The 22,279-nt window shown below is 44.6% G+C and carries 14 protein-coding genes; 4 read left to right on the top strand and 10 right to left on the bottom strand.

Translation table 11 applies throughout. The features are described 5' to 3' along the window. Positions 1-68: 68 nt before the first annotated feature. The 7 genes from PG901_RS00870 to PG901_RS00840 form a co-directional block, all read right to left on the bottom strand. Positions 69-1,187, bottom strand: a complete 1,119-nt coding sequence (locus tag PG901_RS00870) for an XdhC family protein (RefSeq protein ID WP_271133136.1) — start codon at positions 1,185-1,187, stop codon at positions 69-71. Then, a complete protein-coding gene (gene xdhB, locus PG901_RS00865) occupies positions 1,180-3,768 on the bottom strand; it encodes a xanthine dehydrogenase molybdopterin binding subunit (RefSeq protein ID WP_271133135.1) in 2,589 nt (862 codons plus the stop codon). The genes PG901_RS00870 and xdhB overlap by 8 nt, the downstream gene beginning before the upstream one ends. Beyond that, positions 3,765-5,516, bottom strand: a complete 1,752-nt coding sequence (locus PG901_RS00860; RefSeq protein WP_271133134.1) for a xanthine dehydrogenase small subunit — start codon at positions 5,514-5,516, stop codon at positions 3,765-3,767. The genes xdhB and PG901_RS00860 overlap by 4 nt, the downstream gene beginning before the upstream one ends. 157 nt (positions 5,517-5,673) lie before the next feature. Further along, positions 5,674-7,035 carry a uracil-xanthine permease family protein gene (locus tag PG901_RS00855; RefSeq protein ID WP_227692381.1) on the bottom strand — a complete coding sequence of 454 codons (1,362 nt, stop codon included), beginning with the start codon at positions 7,033-7,035 and terminating at the stop codon, positions 5,674-5,676. Positions 7,036-7,390: 355 nt separating this feature from the next. Further along, entirely contained in the window at positions 7,391-8,083 is a 693-nt protein-coding gene (locus tag PG901_RS00850; RefSeq protein ID WP_271133133.1) for a 1-pyrroline-5-carboxylate dehydrogenase, read from the bottom strand. Between the two features lie 11 nt (positions 8,084-8,094). Then, complete coding sequence (gene putA, locus PG901_RS00845; protein ID WP_271133132.1) at positions 8,095-11,322, bottom strand: bifunctional proline dehydrogenase/L-glutamate gamma-semialdehyde dehydrogenase PutA; 3,228 nt, start codon at positions 11,320-11,322, stop codon at positions 8,095-8,097. Between the two features lie 702 nt (positions 11,323-12,024). Next, complete coding sequence (locus tag PG901_RS00840) at positions 12,025-13,320, bottom strand: NCS2 family permease (RefSeq protein WP_201625685.1); 1,296 nt, start codon at positions 13,318-13,320, stop codon at positions 12,025-12,027. Between the two features lie 568 nt (positions 13,321-13,888). Here PG901_RS00840 and tolQ point away from each other — a divergent pair. From tolQ to PG901_RS00820, 4 genes are all read left to right on the top strand, one after another. Further along, positions 13,889-14,620, top strand: coding sequence for a protein TolQ (gene tolQ, locus PG901_RS00835; protein ID WP_271133131.1), 732 nt, complete (start codon positions 13,889-13,891; stop codon positions 14,618-14,620). Then, positions 14,617-15,075, top strand: a complete 459-nt coding sequence (gene tolR / locus PG901_RS00830; RefSeq protein WP_201563520.1) for a protein TolR — start codon at positions 14,617-14,619, stop codon at positions 15,073-15,075. Before tolQ ends, tolR begins: the two co-directional genes overlap by 4 nt. A 120-nt stretch (positions 15,076-15,195) precedes the next feature. Next, positions 15,196-16,239, top strand: a complete 1,044-nt coding sequence (locus PG901_RS00825; RefSeq protein WP_271133130.1) for a TonB C-terminal domain-containing protein — start codon at positions 15,196-15,198, stop codon at positions 16,237-16,239. Positions 16,240-16,367: 128 nt separating this feature from the next. Then, entirely contained in the window at positions 16,368-17,660 is a 1,293-nt protein-coding gene (locus tag PG901_RS00820; protein WP_271133129.1) for a translocation protein TolB, read from the top strand. Positions 17,661-17,976: 316 nt separating this feature from the next. Here the strand turns inward: PG901_RS00820 and PG901_RS00815 are convergent, their stop codons facing one another. The 3 genes from PG901_RS00815 to PG901_RS00805 form a co-directional block, all read right to left on the bottom strand. Beyond that, entirely contained in the window at positions 17,977-18,609 is a 633-nt protein-coding gene (locus tag PG901_RS00815; protein ID WP_201618702.1) for a c-type cytochrome, read from the bottom strand. A gap of 76 nt (positions 18,610-18,685) precedes the next feature. Further along, positions 18,686-20,287, bottom strand: a complete 1,602-nt coding sequence (locus PG901_RS00810; RefSeq protein WP_201618647.1) for a flavin monoamine oxidase family protein — start codon at positions 20,285-20,287, stop codon at positions 18,686-18,688. A 361-nt stretch (positions 20,288-20,648) separates the two neighbouring features. Next, a complete protein-coding gene (locus PG901_RS00805) occupies positions 20,649-22,103 on the bottom strand; it encodes a cytochrome c (RefSeq protein ID WP_271133128.1) in 1,455 nt (484 codons plus the stop codon). Positions 22,104-22,279: the final 176 nt, after the last annotated feature.

Genomic DNA, 22,279 nt, shown 5'->3' with positions numbered 1-22,279 from the left:
ACGTTTTAGTTAGAATCTAAATTAATGGTAAAGGTAGAAATCAGTATTGATGGTCTAGCACTTATGGCTTATTTTTGATGATAATGCTGCAAAATTTGCGCGGCAATAGATACAGCAACGGCCATAGGTTCTTTACCACCAATCGGTAATCCAATTGGCATGGTTAGTTGCTCGACTATCTGCTTATCATAACCACGTTGCAGCAGACGATTTTTAAAACGCTCTGCTTTAGTTGCCGAGGCAATACAACCAATATAAGGCATAGATATTTTTGAATAATCATTATCTAGATCCTTATCTGAACCATTATTATCAAGATTGGTTGCTAAACCGTTTGCCTCTGAAGCAGCATCCAACGCGGCACGTACCAATTCAAAATCAAGACTGTGATCATGGGTCATAACCAGAATAAAACGCTGACCGCTTTGTTTAAATGATTCAATAAATGGGCGAATGAAATCAACAGGATCATCATCAATATGCGCACGGATATGGGCAGGAAGATTATAGAGCTTAGGCTGAGTCAAACTAGGCTGAGTTTCTAATCCTTGAGACAAATCTTCTGTTTGAATAGATTTGTTTGGCAAATTAGAATTATTTAATAAATAACGCTCAAACATCTCAGGGCGACTATCGACCCAATCCACTTGGCAAGGCAGCTCTGCCAGTATCGTCATCAATGCCGCTGCCACGTGCCCGGCTCCAAATACCAATATCGACATCGGCGGCGTCACATTAAAACATTCAAACATAACGGTGACACTACCACCGCAGCACTGTGCCAGCTTTGCACCTAGCGGATAATGCTTGGTATAAACTGTATCGCGTCTTACTACTTTAGATGGCGTCGAATCACTGTCGTTATCATTGTTATTGTTATTGTTATTGTCGGTATTTTTATTGACACTTTTGTCTCTTTTAGAAGATTTTGGTACGGTTGTATCTATCTCACCATTTAGCAATTGCCGTGCTGTCGCAACAACATCATGTTCAAGACCGCCGCCGCCAAGCGTATCGCAACAGTTATCATGGGTGATCACCATTTTGGCCTGTAGCGCTCGCGGCGCAGACCCATTAACCGCAACGATAGTCGCCAATACGTGCGCAGACCCTTGCTGCTGATACTGGGCTAGACCATCATACCAACGTACTGGTATTGGCATAGGTGGCAATGATGAATTATTCACTGTGCGTCGGTTCACTATGGGCAGGGCCTCTAGCCGTTGCTACGTTAGGATGCTCTATCGCTTCTGGCTGCTCGTCGACTGTTTGACCCTCGACCTCTGGCGGCTTGATATCTTCGGCATGTGGCACAAGTTGTGGCTTAACTTTATCATCGTCAATACCGCAGTTGTCCTCCTCATCTCTAGTCAAGCTATCAATCGCATCAAAGTTTATATTCGTGTCAATCTCCCACTCTTCCCCTTGCATGCGCATCACCGCTTTTAATACTGCCTCTGGGGTTGCAGGCATCGTAAGATCAGGGTTCTTTTTATAATCACTTAAGCTTGCGACTGCATTATTGATAGCACACCAAACGCTAGCTGCCAGCATAAAAGGTGGCTCACCAACTGCTTTAGAATTATAAATGGTTTGCTCTTCATTTTTACGATCGTATAATTTAACGGTAAATTGTCTTGGCAAATCATGTGACGTTGGAATCTTATAATTGGCGGGGCTGTTAGATGCGAGTGTGCCCTTTTTATCCCAAGTAAGCTCCTCAGTTGTGAGCCAACCCATGCCCTGCACAAAGCCGCCTTCAATCTGTCCAATATCGATAGCGGGGTTAATCGACTGTCCTGCATCGTGTAAGATGTCGCAGCGCAGCACTTGATACTCACCAGTTAACGTATCTATTTCAACTTCAGAACAGGCAGCGCCTAAGGCAAAGTAAAAGAAAGGTCGACCCCACGCTTTAGAGCGGTCGTAAAATATCTTTGGGGTTTTATAATAGCCAGTAGAAGATAGACTAACGCGGTGCTGATACGCTAACTGCACCATTTCAGCAAAAGTAAAATCTTCCTTGTCGCCAATATAGACATGATTACGCTCAAAGCGTATGTCTTCTTGCGCCACTTCAAAATACTCAGCGGCAAACTCGACGATACGTGCTTTGATGGTTAAACAAGCATTTTGCGCGGCTTTACCATTGATATCGGTGCCTGATGAAGCCGCAGTCGGTGAGGTATTGGGTACTTTATCGGTACGCGTTGCCGATACTTTTACGGTATCCAAATCCACATCAAATTCATTGGCAACGATTTGAGCAATTTTGACAAATAACCCTTGCCCCATCTCTGTCCCGCCATGATTAAGGTGGATACTGCCATCGGTATAAATATGTACCAGAGCGCCTGCTTGATTGAGGGTCTGCACGGTGAACGAGATGCCAAACTTCACAGGCGTTAAGGCGATGCCAAGACGTTTGTCGCTGCCTTCAGCTTTGGCTTGCTCATTAGCTTTTATCATATGCTGGCGACGCTGCTCATAATCACAATCTTTTGCCAATGTATCCATAATCGTTGCCAAATCAAAATGCTCGATTGGCTGACCATAATGAGTACTATGGCCGTTTTTATAAAGATTCATCAAACGCACTTGCAGAGGGTCTTTGCCTAAAGTATAGGCGATATGATCCATCATATATTCGGCAGTCATCAGACCTTGAGGCCCGCCAAAACCTCGATAAGCAGTGTTCGATACGGTGTGCGTTTTACAGCGATGCCCTGCCACCTGCGCGGCTGGATAATAATAAGCGTTGTCACAGTGGAACATCGCTCGATCGACGATAGCATCGGACAAATCTGGCGCATAACCACACAAGCCAGCCAGCTGCATATCGACGCCAAGGATTTGTCCTGATTCGTCAACGCCGACTTCATAACGGTTGGCAAATTCGTGGCGTTTACCGGTCACCACCATGTCATCTTGACGATCCAAGCGCATACTGACAGGTACATTGTGACGTTTGGCAACGATACCGCAAAAGCATGCCCATGCAGCGGCTTGGGTTTCTTTGCCGCCAAAACCGCCGCCCATTCTGCGTACGACCGTATTGACCGCATGAAAGGGCAAATCCGTCACCTCAGCGACCAGCTGTTGCACTTCACTCGGATGCTGCGATGAGGTATAGACTTCAAGCCCGCCATCATCACAAGGCACGACATAGGACACTTGGCCTTCAAGATAAAAATGCTCTTGACCTAGCATATGAATATGGCCTGCGATACGCATAGGCGCCTTTGCAAGCGCTGCTTCGGTATCACCGCGCCGCATAAAGTGGCTTGGACGTACAAACTCGTTCTGCTCTAAAGCCTCATCAATACTTAATATAGCCGCTAATGGCTCATATTCTACAACCGCTTTAAGCACCGCCTTTTTTGCGGCACGGTGAGAGGTTGCCACAACCAAAAATAGCGTCTGACCTACGTACTCTGTGATCTCATCTACCATCAATGGCTCACCGTCGAATACAGCGCCGATATCCGTCTGAGCAGGTAAGTCTTTAAAACTTAAAACATCAATCACCCCATCAGCCGCTCTAACAGCACTGAGATCCATACTGGTTACCCGAGCATGAGCGTGACTGCTTTTACCAACTGCCAGATGTAGGGTACCTTGCGGCTTTAAGATATCATCCACATAGGTGGCCGTTCCCATGACGTGACTAATCGCACTGTCATGTTTGGCAGAAGTGCCGATTTTGTTTTTAGGCGGACGTACGCGGCGAATACTATAGCTGTCAAATAAGGATGATTGATGGCTCATGATGATTCTCTCTCAGTTTGCGTCTCTTTTATCAGCTGCTTGCCACACTTAATTAGTAAACGTTGCACCACATGCAAGCGATACTCACGGCTGGCTCGGACATCCGTTAATGGCGAGACATCCATCGGTAGCGCTTTTGCAGCTTTCTCAAAACTTGCAAGCTCAAGGGGCTGGCCTAGGAGCGCTTGCTGGCAATTTTTTGCTAATAATGGTATTGCTGCCATACCGCCGAGACCAATTTTTGCATGGTCAATAGTCATACCATCTGCTGACAGATCGATTCTTACGGCAACCAAACAAGCAGAAATATCATCTTCATAACGCTTACTAATTTTATGAATGAATAAATGCTGATTAGCCTGCATCAGTGGCATATGAATAGCGACAATATAACTGCCTGCCCGTAGCTTGGTCTTTTTATAATCTATAAAAAATTCTGATAAGGGTATTATCTCGTCTACATAATGCTTTTGATTATGTTCATTGTTTTTATCTTTAGCGTTTGCCTCTTCCCCACCAATATCTCCATTATTGGGATTACAATGACGCAAATGAATGCGCGCTTCTAACGCCAGTAAAATTGGCGGTAAATCTCCAATTGGCGAGGCATTGGCAATATTACCGCCAAGTGTACCCATATTACGTATTTGCGGTGAAGCGGTTCTTGCGAATAATGCCGCAAAGGCAGGAAAGTTATGTTCAAGTATCGGCAGCATTTGCTGATAGGTCATGCTAGCCCCAAACGTCAATTCCTGCACAGCTTCTTCATTATCAGTGGACTTATCTAAGTCGGATAACGGCTTTGAATCATGCTTTGAGCTAGACTTTGAATGAGAAAGTGACCAAGTTTTTAGCTCATCAATAGCAGATAGCTGAATAATCACTTCATGATCAACCAAGTGCTGAGTAATGCTTAACCCCAAATCCGTACCACCCGCCCAAATAGTCGCTTGTGGATATACGGCCAATAACTGATTAAGCGCATCCACTGTCTTTGGAATGAATAACTGCCGCGACCCTTCAGCAAGAGCAGGCTCAATAGTTGAGGCTTTATTCGAGGTATCCAATGATTCAGTTTTAGATAACGACTTACTTTTACTTGCCATCGCATCCGTCGCTAAGCTTATGGTCAAATCTTTTGCGACTGTTTTATCAGTATCTCTTTGCTGGCCAATTTTACCCATCGTTAGACCTGCTTCAATGATGGGTCGATAACCAGTACAACGGCATAGATTCCCTGAAATTGCGGCGACAATATCATCATAGCTTAGGTCATCGTAGCTTGATTCACCATTTGTGCTGCCCTGCTTGGTATTTTTCTGTTGTTGCATACGATTATTTTCATACAAATTAGCCAGAGACATGACAAAACCAGGGGTACAAAATCCACATTGCGAGCCATGGCAGTCAACCATCGCCTGCTGTGCAGGATGTAATAGCGCCCGCTCTGGGTGATGTGCTGGATTGTCCGCCAGATAAGAAGCGGTCATTAAATGATGACCATCCATAAGCGACAATAGAGCGATACAGGAGTTAAAAGTATAAAAAGGAGTGCTGTCACTAGAGTCGCTTGTCGCATGGTTAGGCAAGCGTTGCGCCATAATGGTACATGCGCCGCAATCGCCACTACCGCAGCCTTCTTTAGTATCAGTTTGATGCTCGTGCAAGCGCAGATACTCAAGTACCGTCGTATTCGGATTGAGGTGGCTTATCTCATGGCGCTTTCCGTTCAGATAGAAACTAATCATAGCAATACTCGGCTAAAAAATTGGGCTTTATGAAATTAAACAGCTTAGATAGATTATTAATATAAACACTTGCTTGATGGCGAAAACAAATCAATGAATATGTAATAGCTATCACACAATAATATTTACTAACCACACTTCTATTAAATATTTACTTTTATATATCAGCGTCTTGGGTATCTTCTGGTAAAAATAAACTCAATGCAATGGCAGTAATCGCGCCTATTGCGACAGGCGATATCAGCACGTTACGTATTGATTCAGGCAGTTGTGATAACACCTCAGGCACCATAGATACGCCGATACCGATGCCTACAGAAGTAGCAATAATCAACATATCACGGCGGTCAAGCTTAGCGCTAGCCAATACTTTTATACCAGCTACCGCTACTGTCCCGAACATTACCAATGTTGCGCCACCAAGTACGGGCTGCGGCATGGTTTGCAATATGGCGCCAAAGATAGGAAACAATCCGATGATAATCATAAGAGCCGCAATATAAATACCAACATGGCGGCTGGCGACGCCCGTAAGCGCAATGACGCCGTTATTTTGGCTAAAGGTGGTCGACGGCATGCTGTTTAAGGTGGCAGCAATCATAGAGTTGACCCCATCTGCCAATACCCCGCCTTGAATTCTATTAAGATAGACAGGGCCTTTGACAGGTTCTTTTGATACTACAGCGTTGGCTGTGAGATCGCCCGTCGTTTCAAGGGCGCTGACACAGTACAGGATAGCTAATGGAATAAAAGCGGTGATATCAAACTGAAAACCAAATTTGAATGGGATAGGAATGGTAATAAAACCGACATTGTTTAATGAAGAAAAATCTAATCTGCCCATGAAGAATGCGGCTAACATTCCTAAGATTAAGGCAATGACGATAGAAGAAAGTCTTAATAGTGGGTTTTTTGAGCGGTTAAATACAATCACCGATACCAGCACAACCATCCCTAAAAACAGATTTTGCAAACTGCCAAAATCTTCGGCGCCAAAACCGCCTGCAATATCAGTCATGGCAACTTCAATCAGCGGAACACCGATGAGAATAATAATGGTACCGGTAACAACCGGGGTAAATATTCTTTTTAATTTATGAATAAAGCGGCTAAGAACAATTTCAACGAAGGCGGCACAAAAACTAACCCCAAAAATAGTAGCCAAAATATCTTCTGGTGAACCACCCCGCCCTTTTACAATCAGTCCAGCAGCGATAATAGCCGTTAAAAAAGCAAAGCTAGTACCTTGCAAACTGAGCATGCCCGCGCCTATAGGACCTATTTTTTTACATTGGATATAAGTGCCAATTCCAGAGGAGATGAGCGCGCAGCTGATTAGATAAGGAACGTAATCCCCCAAACCCAAGGTTCCGGCGACAATCAAGGTAGGAGTGACAATAGCGACGATACTAGCTAGCAGATGTTGTAAAGCGGCGAAACTTGCCGGCCAAAAGCTAGGCTTGTCATTGAGCTGATACATCAACTCAGCGTTTTTTTGAGGCTCTAAAGATTGAGACATTTTAATCATCCTTGATTAATATGACCTTAAATCTATTAACAATCCTTGTTAATAGTTGTAGGCTGCTCTAGTTAAATTCCCCACCTTATTATTGGTCACAATATCAATTAAAAAGATGACTATTTGGTCAGGTTTTATTTATAGTATCACCACTATTGTTTCCCTACAAGCTAAAAAACCATGGATTTAAAAGGTTTTTAACGTCTAACCAAAATAATAAATATCTTAAAAAAACTATAAAAAAACGGTCAGTAATCATTTCCCAAAACGCTTGGAAAACAATTACTGACCGTTATGTCTGTGCTTCTATTTTTTATCTACTAGCAATAATCTAACTTTTATCTAAACGAGATTATTACTCTGTTCCAAGCTCCAGTAAGCTAGCATTACCACCAATCGCTGTGGTATTAATGGTTCTTACCCGTTCGGTGACAAAGCGATAGAGATAATCAGGCGTGAGCATCTCTGACAGCCCTTCCATATCAGTGACAGCAATCACTTGCGTCAAGATACCGTCGGTATTAGCAAGCTCTTGGCTAATCGTTTGGACTTCGCTTTGATTACCAGCGACAGCCACTTGTGCCAGACGATCGATATATAGTAGCGTCACGGTCTGTGAATCGTTCGCCACACTCAATACATCATCACTAATGCCCATCTCGTACAGTATTTTTGCAGCCTCATTGCACATCTCATCTTGGCTTGGGCAATGTAGTATCACCTCGTTCCCAGTCAATAATGCAGCGATTAACTGCCCAAGTACTGCCATTGCGCGCGCAGACTCACCGCCGATGACCATGGTTTTGCCACGAGCGGTCACGTATAAATCGTTGGATTCACCCGTCGCGCCCGTCATACGCTGCACTTCATCTAAGCTTGGCGCAGCACTTAATAAATGATTGAATAAACGCTTTGCTTTATTAACATCGCCAGTTAGCAAGGCCAATTTTGGAATGGCTGCTTGCAGATACGTTGCGCGATTGACCGCGCCAAGTAATCGCCAAGATTCACAAACTTGGGCATGATTCTTTTTAAATTCAGTCGCCATCTTGCTACTCCTTATGCGATTTGTGTTTGAGTGAGTGATTCAGTCGTTATTGACTCAGATTGCAGCTGCATGAGACGCGCTACATAATGTGGACCACCCGCTTTTGGACCCGTACCCGATAGACCACAGCCACCAAATGGCTGAACGTTTACAACGGCACCGATTTGGTTGCGGTTGATGTAGGTGTTACCAACAAACGCACGGCGCTCTATATGCTCGGCAATATTTTCAATACGGCTATGAATACCCAAAGTTAAACCAAAACCAGTACCATTAATGGCATCGATAAGCTTATTCAGATCAGGCGCTTGATAACGCAGTACATGCAATATCGGACCAAAATGCTCGCCACCAATGACATCGATACTTTTAACCTCAATCGCCGTTGGCAAGACAAAGGTAGAGTTCTCTTCGCTGACAACCGAGCTTGCACTCATAGGCGTCTGCGCCAAAATAGTTGCGGTTGGTTCAGCGCTCATACGTTCGATATGTGCCTCCAGACTGCGCTTGGCATCCGCATCAATCACCGGACCTACGTCTGTGGTGACGTGTAGTGGATTACCGACGACCAATTCTGCCATAGTCCCTTGTAGCAATTCGATTAAATTATCCGCGACTTCTTCTTGTACGCATAAGATACGACAAGCTGAACAACGCTGACCGGCCGAGCCAAAGGCTGACAACACCGCATCTTTAACCACCTGTTCAGGTAGTGCGGTTGAGTCAACAATCATGGCATTTTGACCACCCGTCTCAGCAATAAAGACCGGTAGCTCGCCACTGGCTTGCACATGATTATTTAAGCTTTGGTTAATACGCTGCGCCGTTTGGGTTGAACCGGTAAAAATAACGCCTGCGATATTATCAGCAGCTGTCAAAGCACCGCCAACATCGCCCGCACCCGTCACTAACTGTAATGCTTCGGCTGGAACCCCAGCTTGGTACATTAACTGAGCACCAAAATGAGCGATTAAGCTGGTCTGCTCGGCAGGTTTAGCCACTACTGTATTGCCTGCTGCTAGTGCTGCCACGATTTGACCGGTATAAATAGCCAACGGAAAGTTCCAAGGGCTGATACATACGAAAGTACCGCGCGCTTTATAAACCTGACGCGAGGGTTTACCTGTCAAATCAGTAAACTCATGCACCACATCGTCTAAACGCTCTGCTTCATCAGCATAAAAGCGGCAAAAATCAACCGCTTCTTTGATTTCATCAATGCCATCTTGCATGGTTTTACCGGCTTCAATCTGGCAGAGCGCCATCAGTTCAGCATAGTTTTCTTCATATAAGTCCGCCACTTTACGCAATATAGCAGCACGCTTCGCGGCTGGGACTGCTTGCCACGCACTTTGCCCTGCCACTGCCGCATCAATAGCTTGCACCGCCAATTCCGCATTGGCATATTTTACCTCACCAGCGATGACTTCATGATTCCAAGGTGCACGCACTTTCTGAGATTCAAGCTGATGAGTCTTACCATCCGCTTCGTATTCATCAACCGCTTTACCATTGATAATAGAAGTTGCTGACCACGTTTTATGCAGATGACTATCAATAGCCGCTTTAAACGGTAGCCATTGCGATTCTACAAAAATATTGGGACCGAAGCTGGCACGACGCTCGCCATAGATATCTAACGGCAGCGGAATATCAGGGTTATGTAAAGTATCATTGGTCAATAATTTGTCGTATGGATGTACGGTTAGCTTATCAATGGGATAAGATTTGTCTAATAATTGATGGACAAACGAGCTATTGGCACCGTTTTCAAGCAATCGACGTACCAAATATGGTAATAAATCTTTATGGGCGCCAACCGGTGCATAGATACGTACCGGAATTTGATAAGCTTGCAAGATATGGTCATACAGCGCATCGCCCATACCATGTAGACGCTGAAACTCAAAGTCTCTATGCGCACTCATGGTCATAATCGACGCCAGCGTGTGCGCGTTATGCGTCGCAAACTGTGGCCAGATGAGCCCACGCAGATGCTCAGACAATAAGAAGCGCGCGCAAGCAAGATAAGCAGTATCGGTACCCTCTTTACGTGTCCACACAGGATAGCCGGATAGACCTTTTTGCTGCGCCAATTTAATCTCAGTATCCCAATAAGCGCCTTTGACCAAACGGACCGGAATACGATCGCCGACCTCGGTTGCCAAGCGCGCTAACCACACTAAAATAGCAATCGCGCGTTTAGAATAACCTTGGACTACGATACCTAGCCCATCCCAATCAGCGGTTAAATTATCGCGATATAGAGACTCAAATAGTTTCAGAGAAATCTCAAGGCGATCGGCTTCTTCGGCATCGATACTGATATCGACATTAACTTCACGCGCCGCCTCAATCAGTAGTAGGCAGCGTTGACGTAATAGACCCATGACTTGCTCTTCTTGGGTCGCTTCATAGCGCGGATGCAAGGCTGACAGCTTAATAGATACCGACGGCTTTGGCATACCCTCTTTAACTTTAATACTGGCAGTTGCTTTAATCGCATGCAGATAATCGTTGAAGTATTTTTCAGCATCTTTATGGGTAATGGCCGCTTCACCTAGCATATCAAATGAATAGGTATAGCCTTTATTACGATATGGTTGGCTGTTTTTATTCGCCCCTTCAATGGTTTCGCCCAATACAAACTGATGACCCATGATACGCATGGCTTTTTGCATCGCACTACGAATGACCGGCTCACCCATCTTTTTGGTCATGCGGTCCAAAAACCCTGATGCCGTAGTATTGCTATCAATACTGACCACACGGCCGGTCATCATCATGCCCCATGTCGAGGCATTGACCATGAAGCCATTGTCATTTTTTATGTGCTTTTTCCAATCAGCCACACTCATTTTGTCATGAATCAGCGCATCGGCAGTATAGTTATCCGGCACCCGAATCAATGCCTCTGCCAAGCTCATCAGCAAGATACCTTCTTGGGTATCGAGGCTATATTCAAGTAATAATGAGTCAACCATTTTTACAGCTTTGCCATCATTACGTACGTGCTCGACCAGTTGGCGCGTCTGCGTTGCAGCGGCTTCACGTTCACTATCAGTCGGCTTGGCAAGGGGCAACAATTCTGACAACCAACGTTCTTCATCCACGCTATATAAAGGTGAAATACGGGCGTGCAGCGTTTCTGATGACTGAGCAATATAGTCTGGCGCTAGCAAATCTACCGGCTTAAATAAAATCGGCTCTTGCGGGGTAAACTGGTCTACTGGGTTCATAACAACTCCATAACTATCGTTTAAAAACCATAATAAATAGCGCGGTAAAAATTCTGATTATTTTGAAAAATACTTATAACCATTATTAAATTGAAGACATGATTAAATTAAATAATAGTCGTCTATGAATATTTACAGCAATAATCAAAAGACCAAACCACACCATCACAAAACGAGAAAATCCAGCATAGGCTGGACGCGGTCAAGTAGGTCGTTTTAGTGTTAAACGGGCTACGTTAACAATATAAAGGCAACAACGAACAGCTAAGCGGCATTAGTGCCTTCTTCTTGTTAGTAGTGAATGGAAAGTGATGCTCAGATGCGGTATCGTGTTAATAAAACCGTATCTGTCATCTTATATGACGCAAATTCACTGTAAGAAAAACCTCTACGGCGTTGATTGAGGTGATGCGCTTAGCTTAGTGATGGTAGCATAAAAAAAGCGTCAAACGCACGCTGTTACTTATTTTAACCAAGCAGAATATAGTTTAAAAACAATTGGTTATTAACATCACAGTAAATATCAAGATTTGGTTATACATCTAGATTACTGACGCTGATTTAACTGGTTTTTTGTAGAAATAATTGGGGTTTTCCTATCCCACTTATTCACGTTTTACCTATGATTTTCCTATAAAAAAACCCTCTTTATCAGCTTAGTAGATAAAGAGGGTTTTTATGGTGAATACACTAGCTAATATTTTATAAGAAGATAATCTTAATCAATAATACGGCTGTTAAAAGCCAAACAGGAATACTCACATCAGAGAATTTACCAGCGACTACCTTGATAGCGGTATAGGTGATAAAGCCAAGCGCAATACCGTCAGCAACAGAATAGGTCAAAGGCGTAAATAACAAGACCACCACGACTGGCGCCGCTTCTGTTAAGTCATGCCATTTCACGTCTTTTAATGTGCCCATCATCAGTACTGCCACATAAAAGATAGCCCCTGCTGTCGCATAACCAGGAATCATGGCAGCAAGCGGTGAGAAGAACACACTGAGTAAAAATAGCACGCCAACGGTCACAGCCATTAATCCAGTACGACCACCGGAGGCGATACCTGAGACACTTTCGATATAACTGGTCGTTGATGAGGTACCCAGTAAAGTACCTGCTACAGTCGCCGTCGAATCTGCTAGCAGCGCTTTACCCATATTAGGGATTTTACCATCTTTACCAATCAAACCTGCTTGACTGGTGGTTGCAATCAGCGTACCTGCCGTATCAAATAAATCCACAAATAAGAAGGCAAAGATAACACTAATCATTGCTACATCAAACGCACCAGCGATATCAAGCTGCATAAATGTTGGAGCAATAGACGGCGGCGCTGAGATAATACCTGAAAACTGGGTATTACCGGTAATAAGGCTAATAAGCGCTACCAGCAAAATACCAATAGTGACCGCACCTGGTATTTTTTTGTGAGACAAACCAACAATAATGATAAAACCAAGTGCTGCCATTGCCGGCGCAAATGCTGTCATATCACCAAGACCTACCAATGTCGCATCGTTATTAACGATGACACCAGCAGTTTGCATGGAGATAAACGCCAAAAATGCGCCAATACCAGCGACAACGCCTTGTTTGATACTGTCTGGAATAGAATTAATGATGATTTCACGGATTTTAAATAAGCTGAGTAGGACAAAGATACAACCTGACAAAAATACCGCGCCAAGCGCCGTTTGCCAGCTGTAGCCCATGCCCAAAACCACGCCATAAGTAAAGAAGGCGTTGAGTCCCATACCTGGGGCTTGCGCGACTGGCAGGCGGGCATAAAACCCCATGATAAAACAACCAATAGCGGCGGCAAGACAGGTAGCAACAAATACCGCGCCTTTATCCATTCCAGCGTCAGCAAGGACGTTAGGGTTGACAAAAATGATGTAAGCCATGGTCAAAAACGTGGTTACACCAGCTAAAATCTCTGTTTTGATCGTGGTATTTTCACCGTTGATCCCAAAATAGCGTTCGATTGCGTTCATAAGAGTCGCTTCCAAATAGCAGTAAGTAAATTATCATTATCCACCTGCGTTGATAAGCGCCGTTTTGCAATAGCGACCATCAATGCTGCTTTTAAATCAAACATATAAAAATACATCCAAATTGCGACTATAAATGACGCTTCCAAATTGCGACTATAAATGACGCTTACAAACTAAGATTCGAGATGATGTTTTTAATCCTTTAGCCACATATAACTTTGGCAAATGCAGAGCCACCATGAAAAGCGATAGCAACAAACAATTACATTCTAGTGAAATTGTCTTACAATTTCAATTAATGTCACGCTTTTTAAGTTAATGGGCACAATTAGCGGACTATATCGACAGCCTTATAAAACCCATTCACTATTATAATTTTTGCACCAACGATTAAATTTACATTTAACACTTTAATAAATGACCTTTTTATCATTTCACAGTACACTACGGGGTTATAGCGAGGAGGCAGAATTAACATATTGTGAAAACGCTACCCGCCCCTAGCCGCTATAAGTATTTAGCCATTAAAATCAAAGCCGTTATTATTAATTACCCATGAGCCTAACCCATGCCTGAATCATTAAATATTGTCGACCTCATCACCCAAGCCAGTCTATTGGTACAGATTGTGATGGCATTGTTATTATTAGCCTCGTTGCTTAGTTGGGTGATTATTTTTCGTATGAGTGCCCGTTTGGGTACGGCCAAAAATTTCGACCAGCAGTTTGAAACTTGGTTTTGGTCAGGAGAAGATTTGGCGAAGCTTTATCAAGGCGTACAAGGTTCACCTGAGCGCCAAGGACTTGAGCAGATTTTTTATGTTGGGTTTTCTGAATATTTAAGAATGCATAAAAAACGCCAGCCTAAATATGACATCATCGATGGCGTAGAACGTAAGCTTCGCGTTGGCTTGGGTCGTCAGCAGCAATTATTAGAATCAGGATTGACGACGCTGGCAAGTATTGGTTCGGTAGCACCTTATGTCGGTTTATTTGGCACCGTTTGGGGCATCATGAATGCCTTTTTGGGACTGTCGCAAAGCGAACAAGCGACCCTAGCCACTGTTGCGCCCGGTATCGCTGAAGCCTTGATTGCCACTGCTATGGGTTTGTTTGCCGCTATTCCTGCGGTATTGGCTTATAACCATTTTACCGCCAAATCAAGCCGCCTATATGACTCACGTGCTTTATTCTGTGATGAGATGACGGGGATGCTCCAACGCGAAACCAGTATCGAAAATCCGCAGCCTAGTACGCAAGTCAGCCAAGTTAATCAAAGCAGTCAGGTAACCGGTCTATGAAACAAAGTCCCTATCGCCGTGAGAAAAAAGCGCTCAATGCGGAGATGAACGTTGTTCCTTATATCGACGTAATGCTAGTGCTGCTTGTTATCTTTATGGTCACAGCGCCGATGCTGATTACGGGTGTCGACGTTGATTTGCCAAAAGAGCAAACCAATACCATGAGCCAAAGTCAGCTACCCGTGATTGTGTCGTTAACGGGCAGTGGCGAGATTTTTATCAGTTATGAGAACAATATCGACTTGCCGATTAGCGAGCCGGAGCTGATTGATACATTATCCAATCTGCAAAATCAAAGTAGCGAAGTGGGTGCACAGCCTTTGCAAGTGATGATCAATGCCGATCAAAACAATCAGTATGGCGCTATCATGACCCTGATGGCAACTTTACAACAAGCAGGTATCCAAAAAGTAGGGCTATTGACAGGTGCACCATTACCAGCGCCCTCATTATAAGACCGCCCACTTTTAGCTCAGTTGGTTATAATAAAGTAGATAATTTGATGAAGCTCTTTTTTCAGTCTCACGTTCTTGAATGCTCTGTTTTTGAGTGCCCTATGTTTAAGTACCCTGTTTTTGAGTACCATATCCTTGAGTATCAGTGCCATGCGTAATGCGCCGACCGTTTATGTGCCGACCGAACCTGAAGGTAACGGGCTAACCTTGCCTACGTTGCTCAGTTTTCTGGCACATGGTCTTGTGATTGGTATCCTAATTTATAGCTACCAGAATATGGAAGTCGAGACCGCGGGCACTATTGAGACCGTCATGATATCCCCTGAACAATTGGCTGAGATGCAAGGACAGATACTTGCCAATCGCGCTGCAGCGGCCAGCGCCATGCAAGCCGACAGCGGTGCAAGCGGCTCATCCAGTAATATGCCAGAAAATAGTACTGATGGCAGCGTTAGCTACGACAGCCCAACGCAGCCTAATTCGCAGCGCGTGCCTGTTTTTACCCGTTCTGATGATTCCGCTAGTCGCCCCATGCTAATGAGTGAAGAGCAGCACCAACGCCTGCTTGAGCAAACGCAAGAGTATGAGCGTAATATGGCGGAGTGGGCAGCGCAATTAGATGAGTCTGTACTAGAAGAGCATGAGCAAATTGAACAAGATAAGAAACAACAGCTTATTGAAGAGCAAAAAAGGCTCGGAGATTTTCGCAATAAGCAAAATAATCCGCCTAAGATTAAACGCCCTACGGCCAATGATAGAAATATAGAAATCAATACCGGTAGTTCTGGTAGCGCAGGTCAAACGCTTAGCTTAGGAGATGATGGACAGTCGATGCTATCTGGTGACGCCACGACTTCAAGTACCGCAAAAGGCAATAGCCGCTCGGCATCAAGTGGCAGCCGCGGTGCCAGCAATAGTGAAATTATCAACCTCATCAAACGCAACTACAATCCACCGACGGCAGCAAAAGGCTCGACGCAGCGCGCTACCTTAACCATCACTGTCAATGCCAGTGGTAATGTGGTTAACGTCTCTGCCTCAGGACCTGATAGCGCGGTCAATGAAGCCGCGAAGCAGGCGGTGTTGAATACCGGCAGCTTACCAATTGACGCCGATGATCCTAAATACCCTACCTTTACCATACAGTTTAAGGGCAGCAATTAATCAGTTGCCCTAAGACGATATTATTGCTAACTTTAGCTAACGCAACCTATATATGCGGCGATATTATCGTTATCGTCAGTTTACCGCCTTTAAAAAACATTATCCCAACCTAGGAGTTCGATTTGGTCATGCGCATCCATAAAAAACTATGCCTCTCTTTACTTGCCAGCACCTCAAGCTTATTGCTTGCTCCTAGCGTCTTTGCAGCACCCGTCGTTCTAGAGTTGGATTATGAGATTCCGGTGCAGCAAAACCAAGTGGCTTTTGTGCCCTTTGCTGGTGACACGACCTTATCGTCTATTGTCTTAAATGATTTGAGTAAAACAGAGCTGAAAGTCACCAGTCAAAACCTACCGCAGCAGCCGCGCAGTAGTAGCGAGTTAGCAGGCACACTACCTGTGTGGCAAAGCATGGGTATCCCTTATCTTGTGGTCGGTAGCACGCGCAGTAATCGCGGTAAAGTCGTCACCGATTATGAAGTCATCGATATAAAATCTGGGCGCGTGATAGAAGGCAAACAAAGCCTCACCGCTGATAATAATAAAGAAAGCATGCGTTACGCAGCTCATGTTATCGCTGATAAAGTATATGAGCTCATCACTGGCATTCCCGGCGACTTCTCAGGGCGCATTGCTTATATCGAAGAGATTGGCACTGGCAAAGAGAAAATATCGCGCCTAAAAGTAATGGATGCTGATGGCGAAAATGCCAAAACCATTACCGAGGTGGCAGGCTCTATCTTCTCGCCTACATGGTCACCCGATGGCAATCGCATCGCTTATTCAGTGCAGCGCGATAAGTCTTATCCTGTTATTTATGTACAAAGCGTGAGCGGCGGCGGTGCGACACCATTAACGCCCTTCCCTGGTAGCAATCTTAGCCCCTCATTTTCACCCGATGGTAGCAAAATACTGTTTTCTAGCAGCTTTGAAGGCAGTGCTGATATTTATGAGATGAGCGCCAGCGGCGGTACGCCTCGACGTATCACCAATTGGCCAAGTAGTGAAGTGCAGCCGAACTACGCACCTGATGGCAAATCTTTTGTCTTCGTCAGTGACCGTGCAGGGTTTAACAAACCGCGTATCTATCGTTATGAATTTGGTTCAGGACGTACGACTCAAGTATCAAGCAGTGGTTATGCCACCAGTCCGCAGTTCAGTAGTGATGGCTCACAAATTGCTTTTTTAAGTGGTCGCTCAGCTGCCATCATGAACAGTGGCGGCGCGGTCACTGCCAACTTGGGCAATACTGGTATCGACGAAGCTCCAAGCTTTTCGCCCAATGGTAAGCGCGTGGTTTATGCCTCAAAGCAAGGTGGTAAAGGCGTACTGACCATCAAATCATTGAATGGTGGCGAATCATTTGGTAAATCTGGTCAAGGTACTATCCGCTCGCCAGTTTGGTCAGCGAGTCCTAAATAGCTTATGAATTTATTAACTTTTCATTTTACCAGTTAAGAAAATCCTAGAAATCAAATCTCTAAATATAAAAAAGCGCCTAATAAATCATTAGGCGCTTTTTTTGGCTTGGAATAATAGAGCGACTTTTATAGTAATAATCAATGATATAGTAGAATTACTTTAAAATCGATACAGTACGACTGGGATGAATTTTTCGTAGCCTCTGTGATAGCAGCAAGCAAGAAAAATTTATACCAGTCGCACACAGCTATAACGTCTCGCTTTTATTTTGAACTGACTATACTAAAAATAAGCACTAAAACATTAACTCATTGCATTACTCATCACTAGGATCGCTAGCTGGTGGAACTGCGTGTCTTAGTTGTGCGACATCTTCAGCGGTAACCGTATCAGTATAACCATTTAAATCACTGACCACATACTGAGTGACCGCCGCCATCTGCTCGTCATTCATCATCTTATGGAAGGATGGCATGCCACGAAAGCCATTAATCAAGATATCAATGATATAATACTTCGATTGCATCTTACTGTTATCAGCCAGTGGCGGATAATAACCTGCGCCATAAGCACCCTCGCCTTTATGCATATGACAAGCGGCACAAGAGTCGTGATACAGTTTCTTACCATCTGTCGTCACAAAAGCATTCGTGCCTTCAAACTTGGCTTCCCATTCGGCAATACTTGGATCGCTATCCATAGTGGGAAGTGAGCTGTTATCGACGATATTGATAGCAGGGGCAGCAAGCTCCTCACGGCTCATATATACGCCGCCCCACGCCCCCGTATTACGACTTGCTTGATAGTCATTGGTCGTCAAGGAGTCTTGATCTTGTACTGTAGAGATGGTCACTTCATCATCTGACTGTTGACTACAGCCTAAAAGCGCTGCACTGCTCAGCAAACTTAGCAGCATCACAGTCAGCAGTTTGGGTGTCATGTTTTTCATGACTTTTTTCTTCACGACTGCCTTATTCACGATTGCATTGTCCATGATAGCCTCTGAATTTTTATAGTTATTCATATTAACCCAGCATTTTTGCTTTTTTATGTAGGCGCTTGGCGGCATCCATACCAGATAAAATAGCGCCTTCTTGCCATGCCGGAATGTGTGAGCAATGCTCGCCCGTGAGTACAATACGATTATCAATACTACACAAGGTGTCATAATGCTGACGACGAGTCGACTCATTCCAAATACCATAACAACCAAGTGTCCACGGGATACGGTGCCAGACGACTGATGTACCGGCGCGGAACTCTTTTGGATACTGAGGATGGATATACTTACCGTAAGCCAGCGCGACATTGATACGCTCTTGCGGGGTTAAGGTATTAAATTTATAAGAAGTTGGGCCGTAACCATACGCGCCCAACAACACACCTGTACCGTCTTTGAACATATTTTCTGAAGGATAAGCAATCTGCGCAATCGGCATATCGGTATAGGTCAAGCCGCCATAGATCCACTCATCCTCTTCCCAAAAGCGGCGATTAAACTCTAAGCCCACTTTATAAGAAGTCTCGTAAGGCACTGCGGCCATCGCCTCTTTCATCGGTTTTGAGACGTTGATATCAATTTGGGTCAGTACCGTTAATGGAATATTACACACACACCAATCAGCACGAATGGTTTTGGTCGCGCCATTTGGGCTATTGCTGTCGACATAATCAACGGTAACGCCACTTTCATCTTGATGAATCTTGGTCACTTTGGCATTAAACTCAATCATATCGCGGCATTCGCGGGTGAATGCATCACCGATTTTACCCATACCGCCAACAGGCTGAAACATGGTTGGCTGATGCGCATAGGTCATATGGTTGCCATAAATATCGGCCCACATGCCTGAATCTAATATCTCACTGATAGGCAAAGGCTTTGATGGGGTTTCATCGGGCATCAAGCCGCCACCCGGAAAAACACTATAACCACGATGCTTACTGGTCGCATTGCTGGCACGGTAGCGATAGTCTTTATCGAGTACACCCCAACCTTTTAAACCTTCTAGGAGCTTTTCTTTGTCTTCTTTATTAACCGAACGATCAAGACCGCCAACATTGACCGCTTTTGATAATAGCTCTGATACATGTCCTTGGATGTCGTTTTTCACATCACCCAAACGCTGCGGCACACCATTAAAATGGGTGCTACGATGCAGATAAGCGCGGTCATTGGTCTGAATAAAAGGCTGCATCTCAACGCCGAACTGTTTGCAATAATGGAAAACAGCATAATGATGGCTTGGCAGACGCCATGGTCCACCATTAAAATAGTTACCTTCTTCAAAATCGCAGGTGACTTCTTCGCCGCCAAGCTCGGTATATTTATCACCGCTATTGAGCGTCCAACTACGACCGCCACCACGGTTTTGGAACTCGAGCACCTTGACATCATAGCCCGCTTTACGTAGCTCGTAAGCCGCGGTCAGGCCGCCAAGACCGGCACCAAGAATGACGATACTAGCGCCCGGCGGTGCACCCTTAAGGTCCATGGTTTCCTTAAAGCTCGATTCTGAGGCAAATCCTAACGTCGTCATTGCCTGATACATGGCGGTTGCGCCCGCTGTTTTACCAATCATCGAGAGCAGTTGGCGCCGCGTTGGTGATTGAAGCATGTCTTTCATAATAATATCCTTAAAGTAGACGTTCGTGCATGACGGTAAACACGGGTGCTTAGACACTGATTCTTAGACACTGGTTTTATTGATAAACACCTATCTTTATTTATCAGTATGTATGCTATTTATCAGCTTGGCTTAATTCTGCGTTTATTTGCCAAGCTGCCCTGCGCTACCGTATTGCCGTTAATCCCTGTCACATAATAACTGTTTGATAATAGCCGTCTTATAATAACTGCCTAAAACGCATTTATAAGCTTACTAGTCCGCTGTTTGATTGAGTTTTTTGCTATTTGTATGACGTCAATTGAACGTAGTTAAGTCAAAACCATGGCAATCAAAGTCATTACGAATAGCTAAACCCTAATTAACGGCGGCGCTTAGAACGTAAAATGGCTCGTATAATAAATATAATGACCGCAATAGCGACGAGAATACCGATGATTGCCAATAAACCTGCGTACTTGATTAAGAAAGGTTTATCCACCCCTGTGTTAGCGATGCGATCGACATTAGCAGCACTGACCTCACTGTTAGCAAGCCCACCAAAATTGACACGTACATAGTTGGCAATGCCAGCAATCTGTTCACTGTTCAGCTCTTCTGAGAACCCCGGCATGATAGGCGAAGTATCAGTCGCTCCCTCTACCCCATGCAATATCATATTAACGAGGGCATCAGGCTTTTCGCGGCGAATACTGCTGAGTCCCACGATAGGCGCATAACGCGCATCAGGCTGACCGTAACCATCGACACCATGACAGCTACCACACGCTGCTAGATATAGCGATTCTGGCGAATTGCTACCATTACTCACCTCTGTTTTTGCTTGGGCTAAATAATCTTTTTGCGCAAGGAGATCATGAGTGATAGATTCATTGACGGGCGTTGGCAAGCGTGACACATCAACAGCAGAGACCTTATCTTCTGTTTGAATGGCTGGTATCGCTTTTAGATAAGAGGCAATGGCACTCAAATCTTCATTTTTTAGATAACGGGTACTATGCGCAACCGCTTCACCCATGGGACCACCCGCATAAGCGCGTTGGTCTAGCTCACCGGTACGTAGATAGGTGATAATATCTTGCTCACTCCAACTACCGATACCGCTCGACTCATCGGGCGTGATATTTGGCGCATGCCAATGCCCAAGCTGAGCACCTGATAGATACATTTTTTTATCGAAACCCATGGTGCTATTACGCGGGGTATGACAAGTACCGCAATGCTCTAGATTATTGACCAGATATTCACCGCGTTTTTGGGTCTCGTTCAGTCCGTCGCGCTTTTCGGTAGACGGTACATTGAGGAAATTCCAGCCAAGCATTAAGCTGCGAATGTTAAAAGGAAACGGTAAATTGGTTTTGTGCTTCGGGGCTTCATCGACGGCCGGTACGGTCTGCAAATAAGCAAACAATGCGCTGATATCTTCTTCCTTCATGCCGCTATAAGAAGGATATGGCATGGCAGGATACAGCATGTGGCTTGGTGCACGGCCTTTTTGCAAAGCGTTCTTTAAATCCGTTTCGGTATAATCGCCGATACCGTAACGTTTAGAGGGCGTAATATTGGTTGAATAAATCTCTCCCATCGGAGTTTCAATCGCTGTGCCGCCGGTGTAATCCTCACCATGGCATGCCATACAGTCAGCAGCACGGGCAATATATGCACCGCGGTTGACAAGCTCGCTATTGGCAGGGCTTACATTAGGCAAGCTGGCATTGGGTAAGTTGGCATTAGGAAGGTTAGCACCTTCAGCCATTGCGGCGCTGGAGGTAATACCAATGACAAGCATCGATAACATCACAGAAAGTGGCTTCATAATATCCTCATATAGCTGGCACCTAGGGTGTTGTAATTATTGTTGGAATAAGACATTCGATATTGGGCAAGTTTTTATGACTGATGACTTATAATGCCCAATGCATAATCCATTAAATGAGGTAGCAAATCGTCCAGTAAATGCTTCATAAAAGAGGGTGATAAAAGCAACTTAAT

The sequence above is a fragment of the Psychrobacter sp. ANT_H3 genome, assembly GCF_027919975.1.
Taxonomy (GTDB): Bacteria; Pseudomonadota; Gammaproteobacteria; order Pseudomonadales; family Moraxellaceae; genus Psychrobacter; species Psychrobacter maritimus.
Note: the sequence above shows the minus strand (reverse complement) of the source record. Positions and strands in the feature narration are given on the sequence as shown.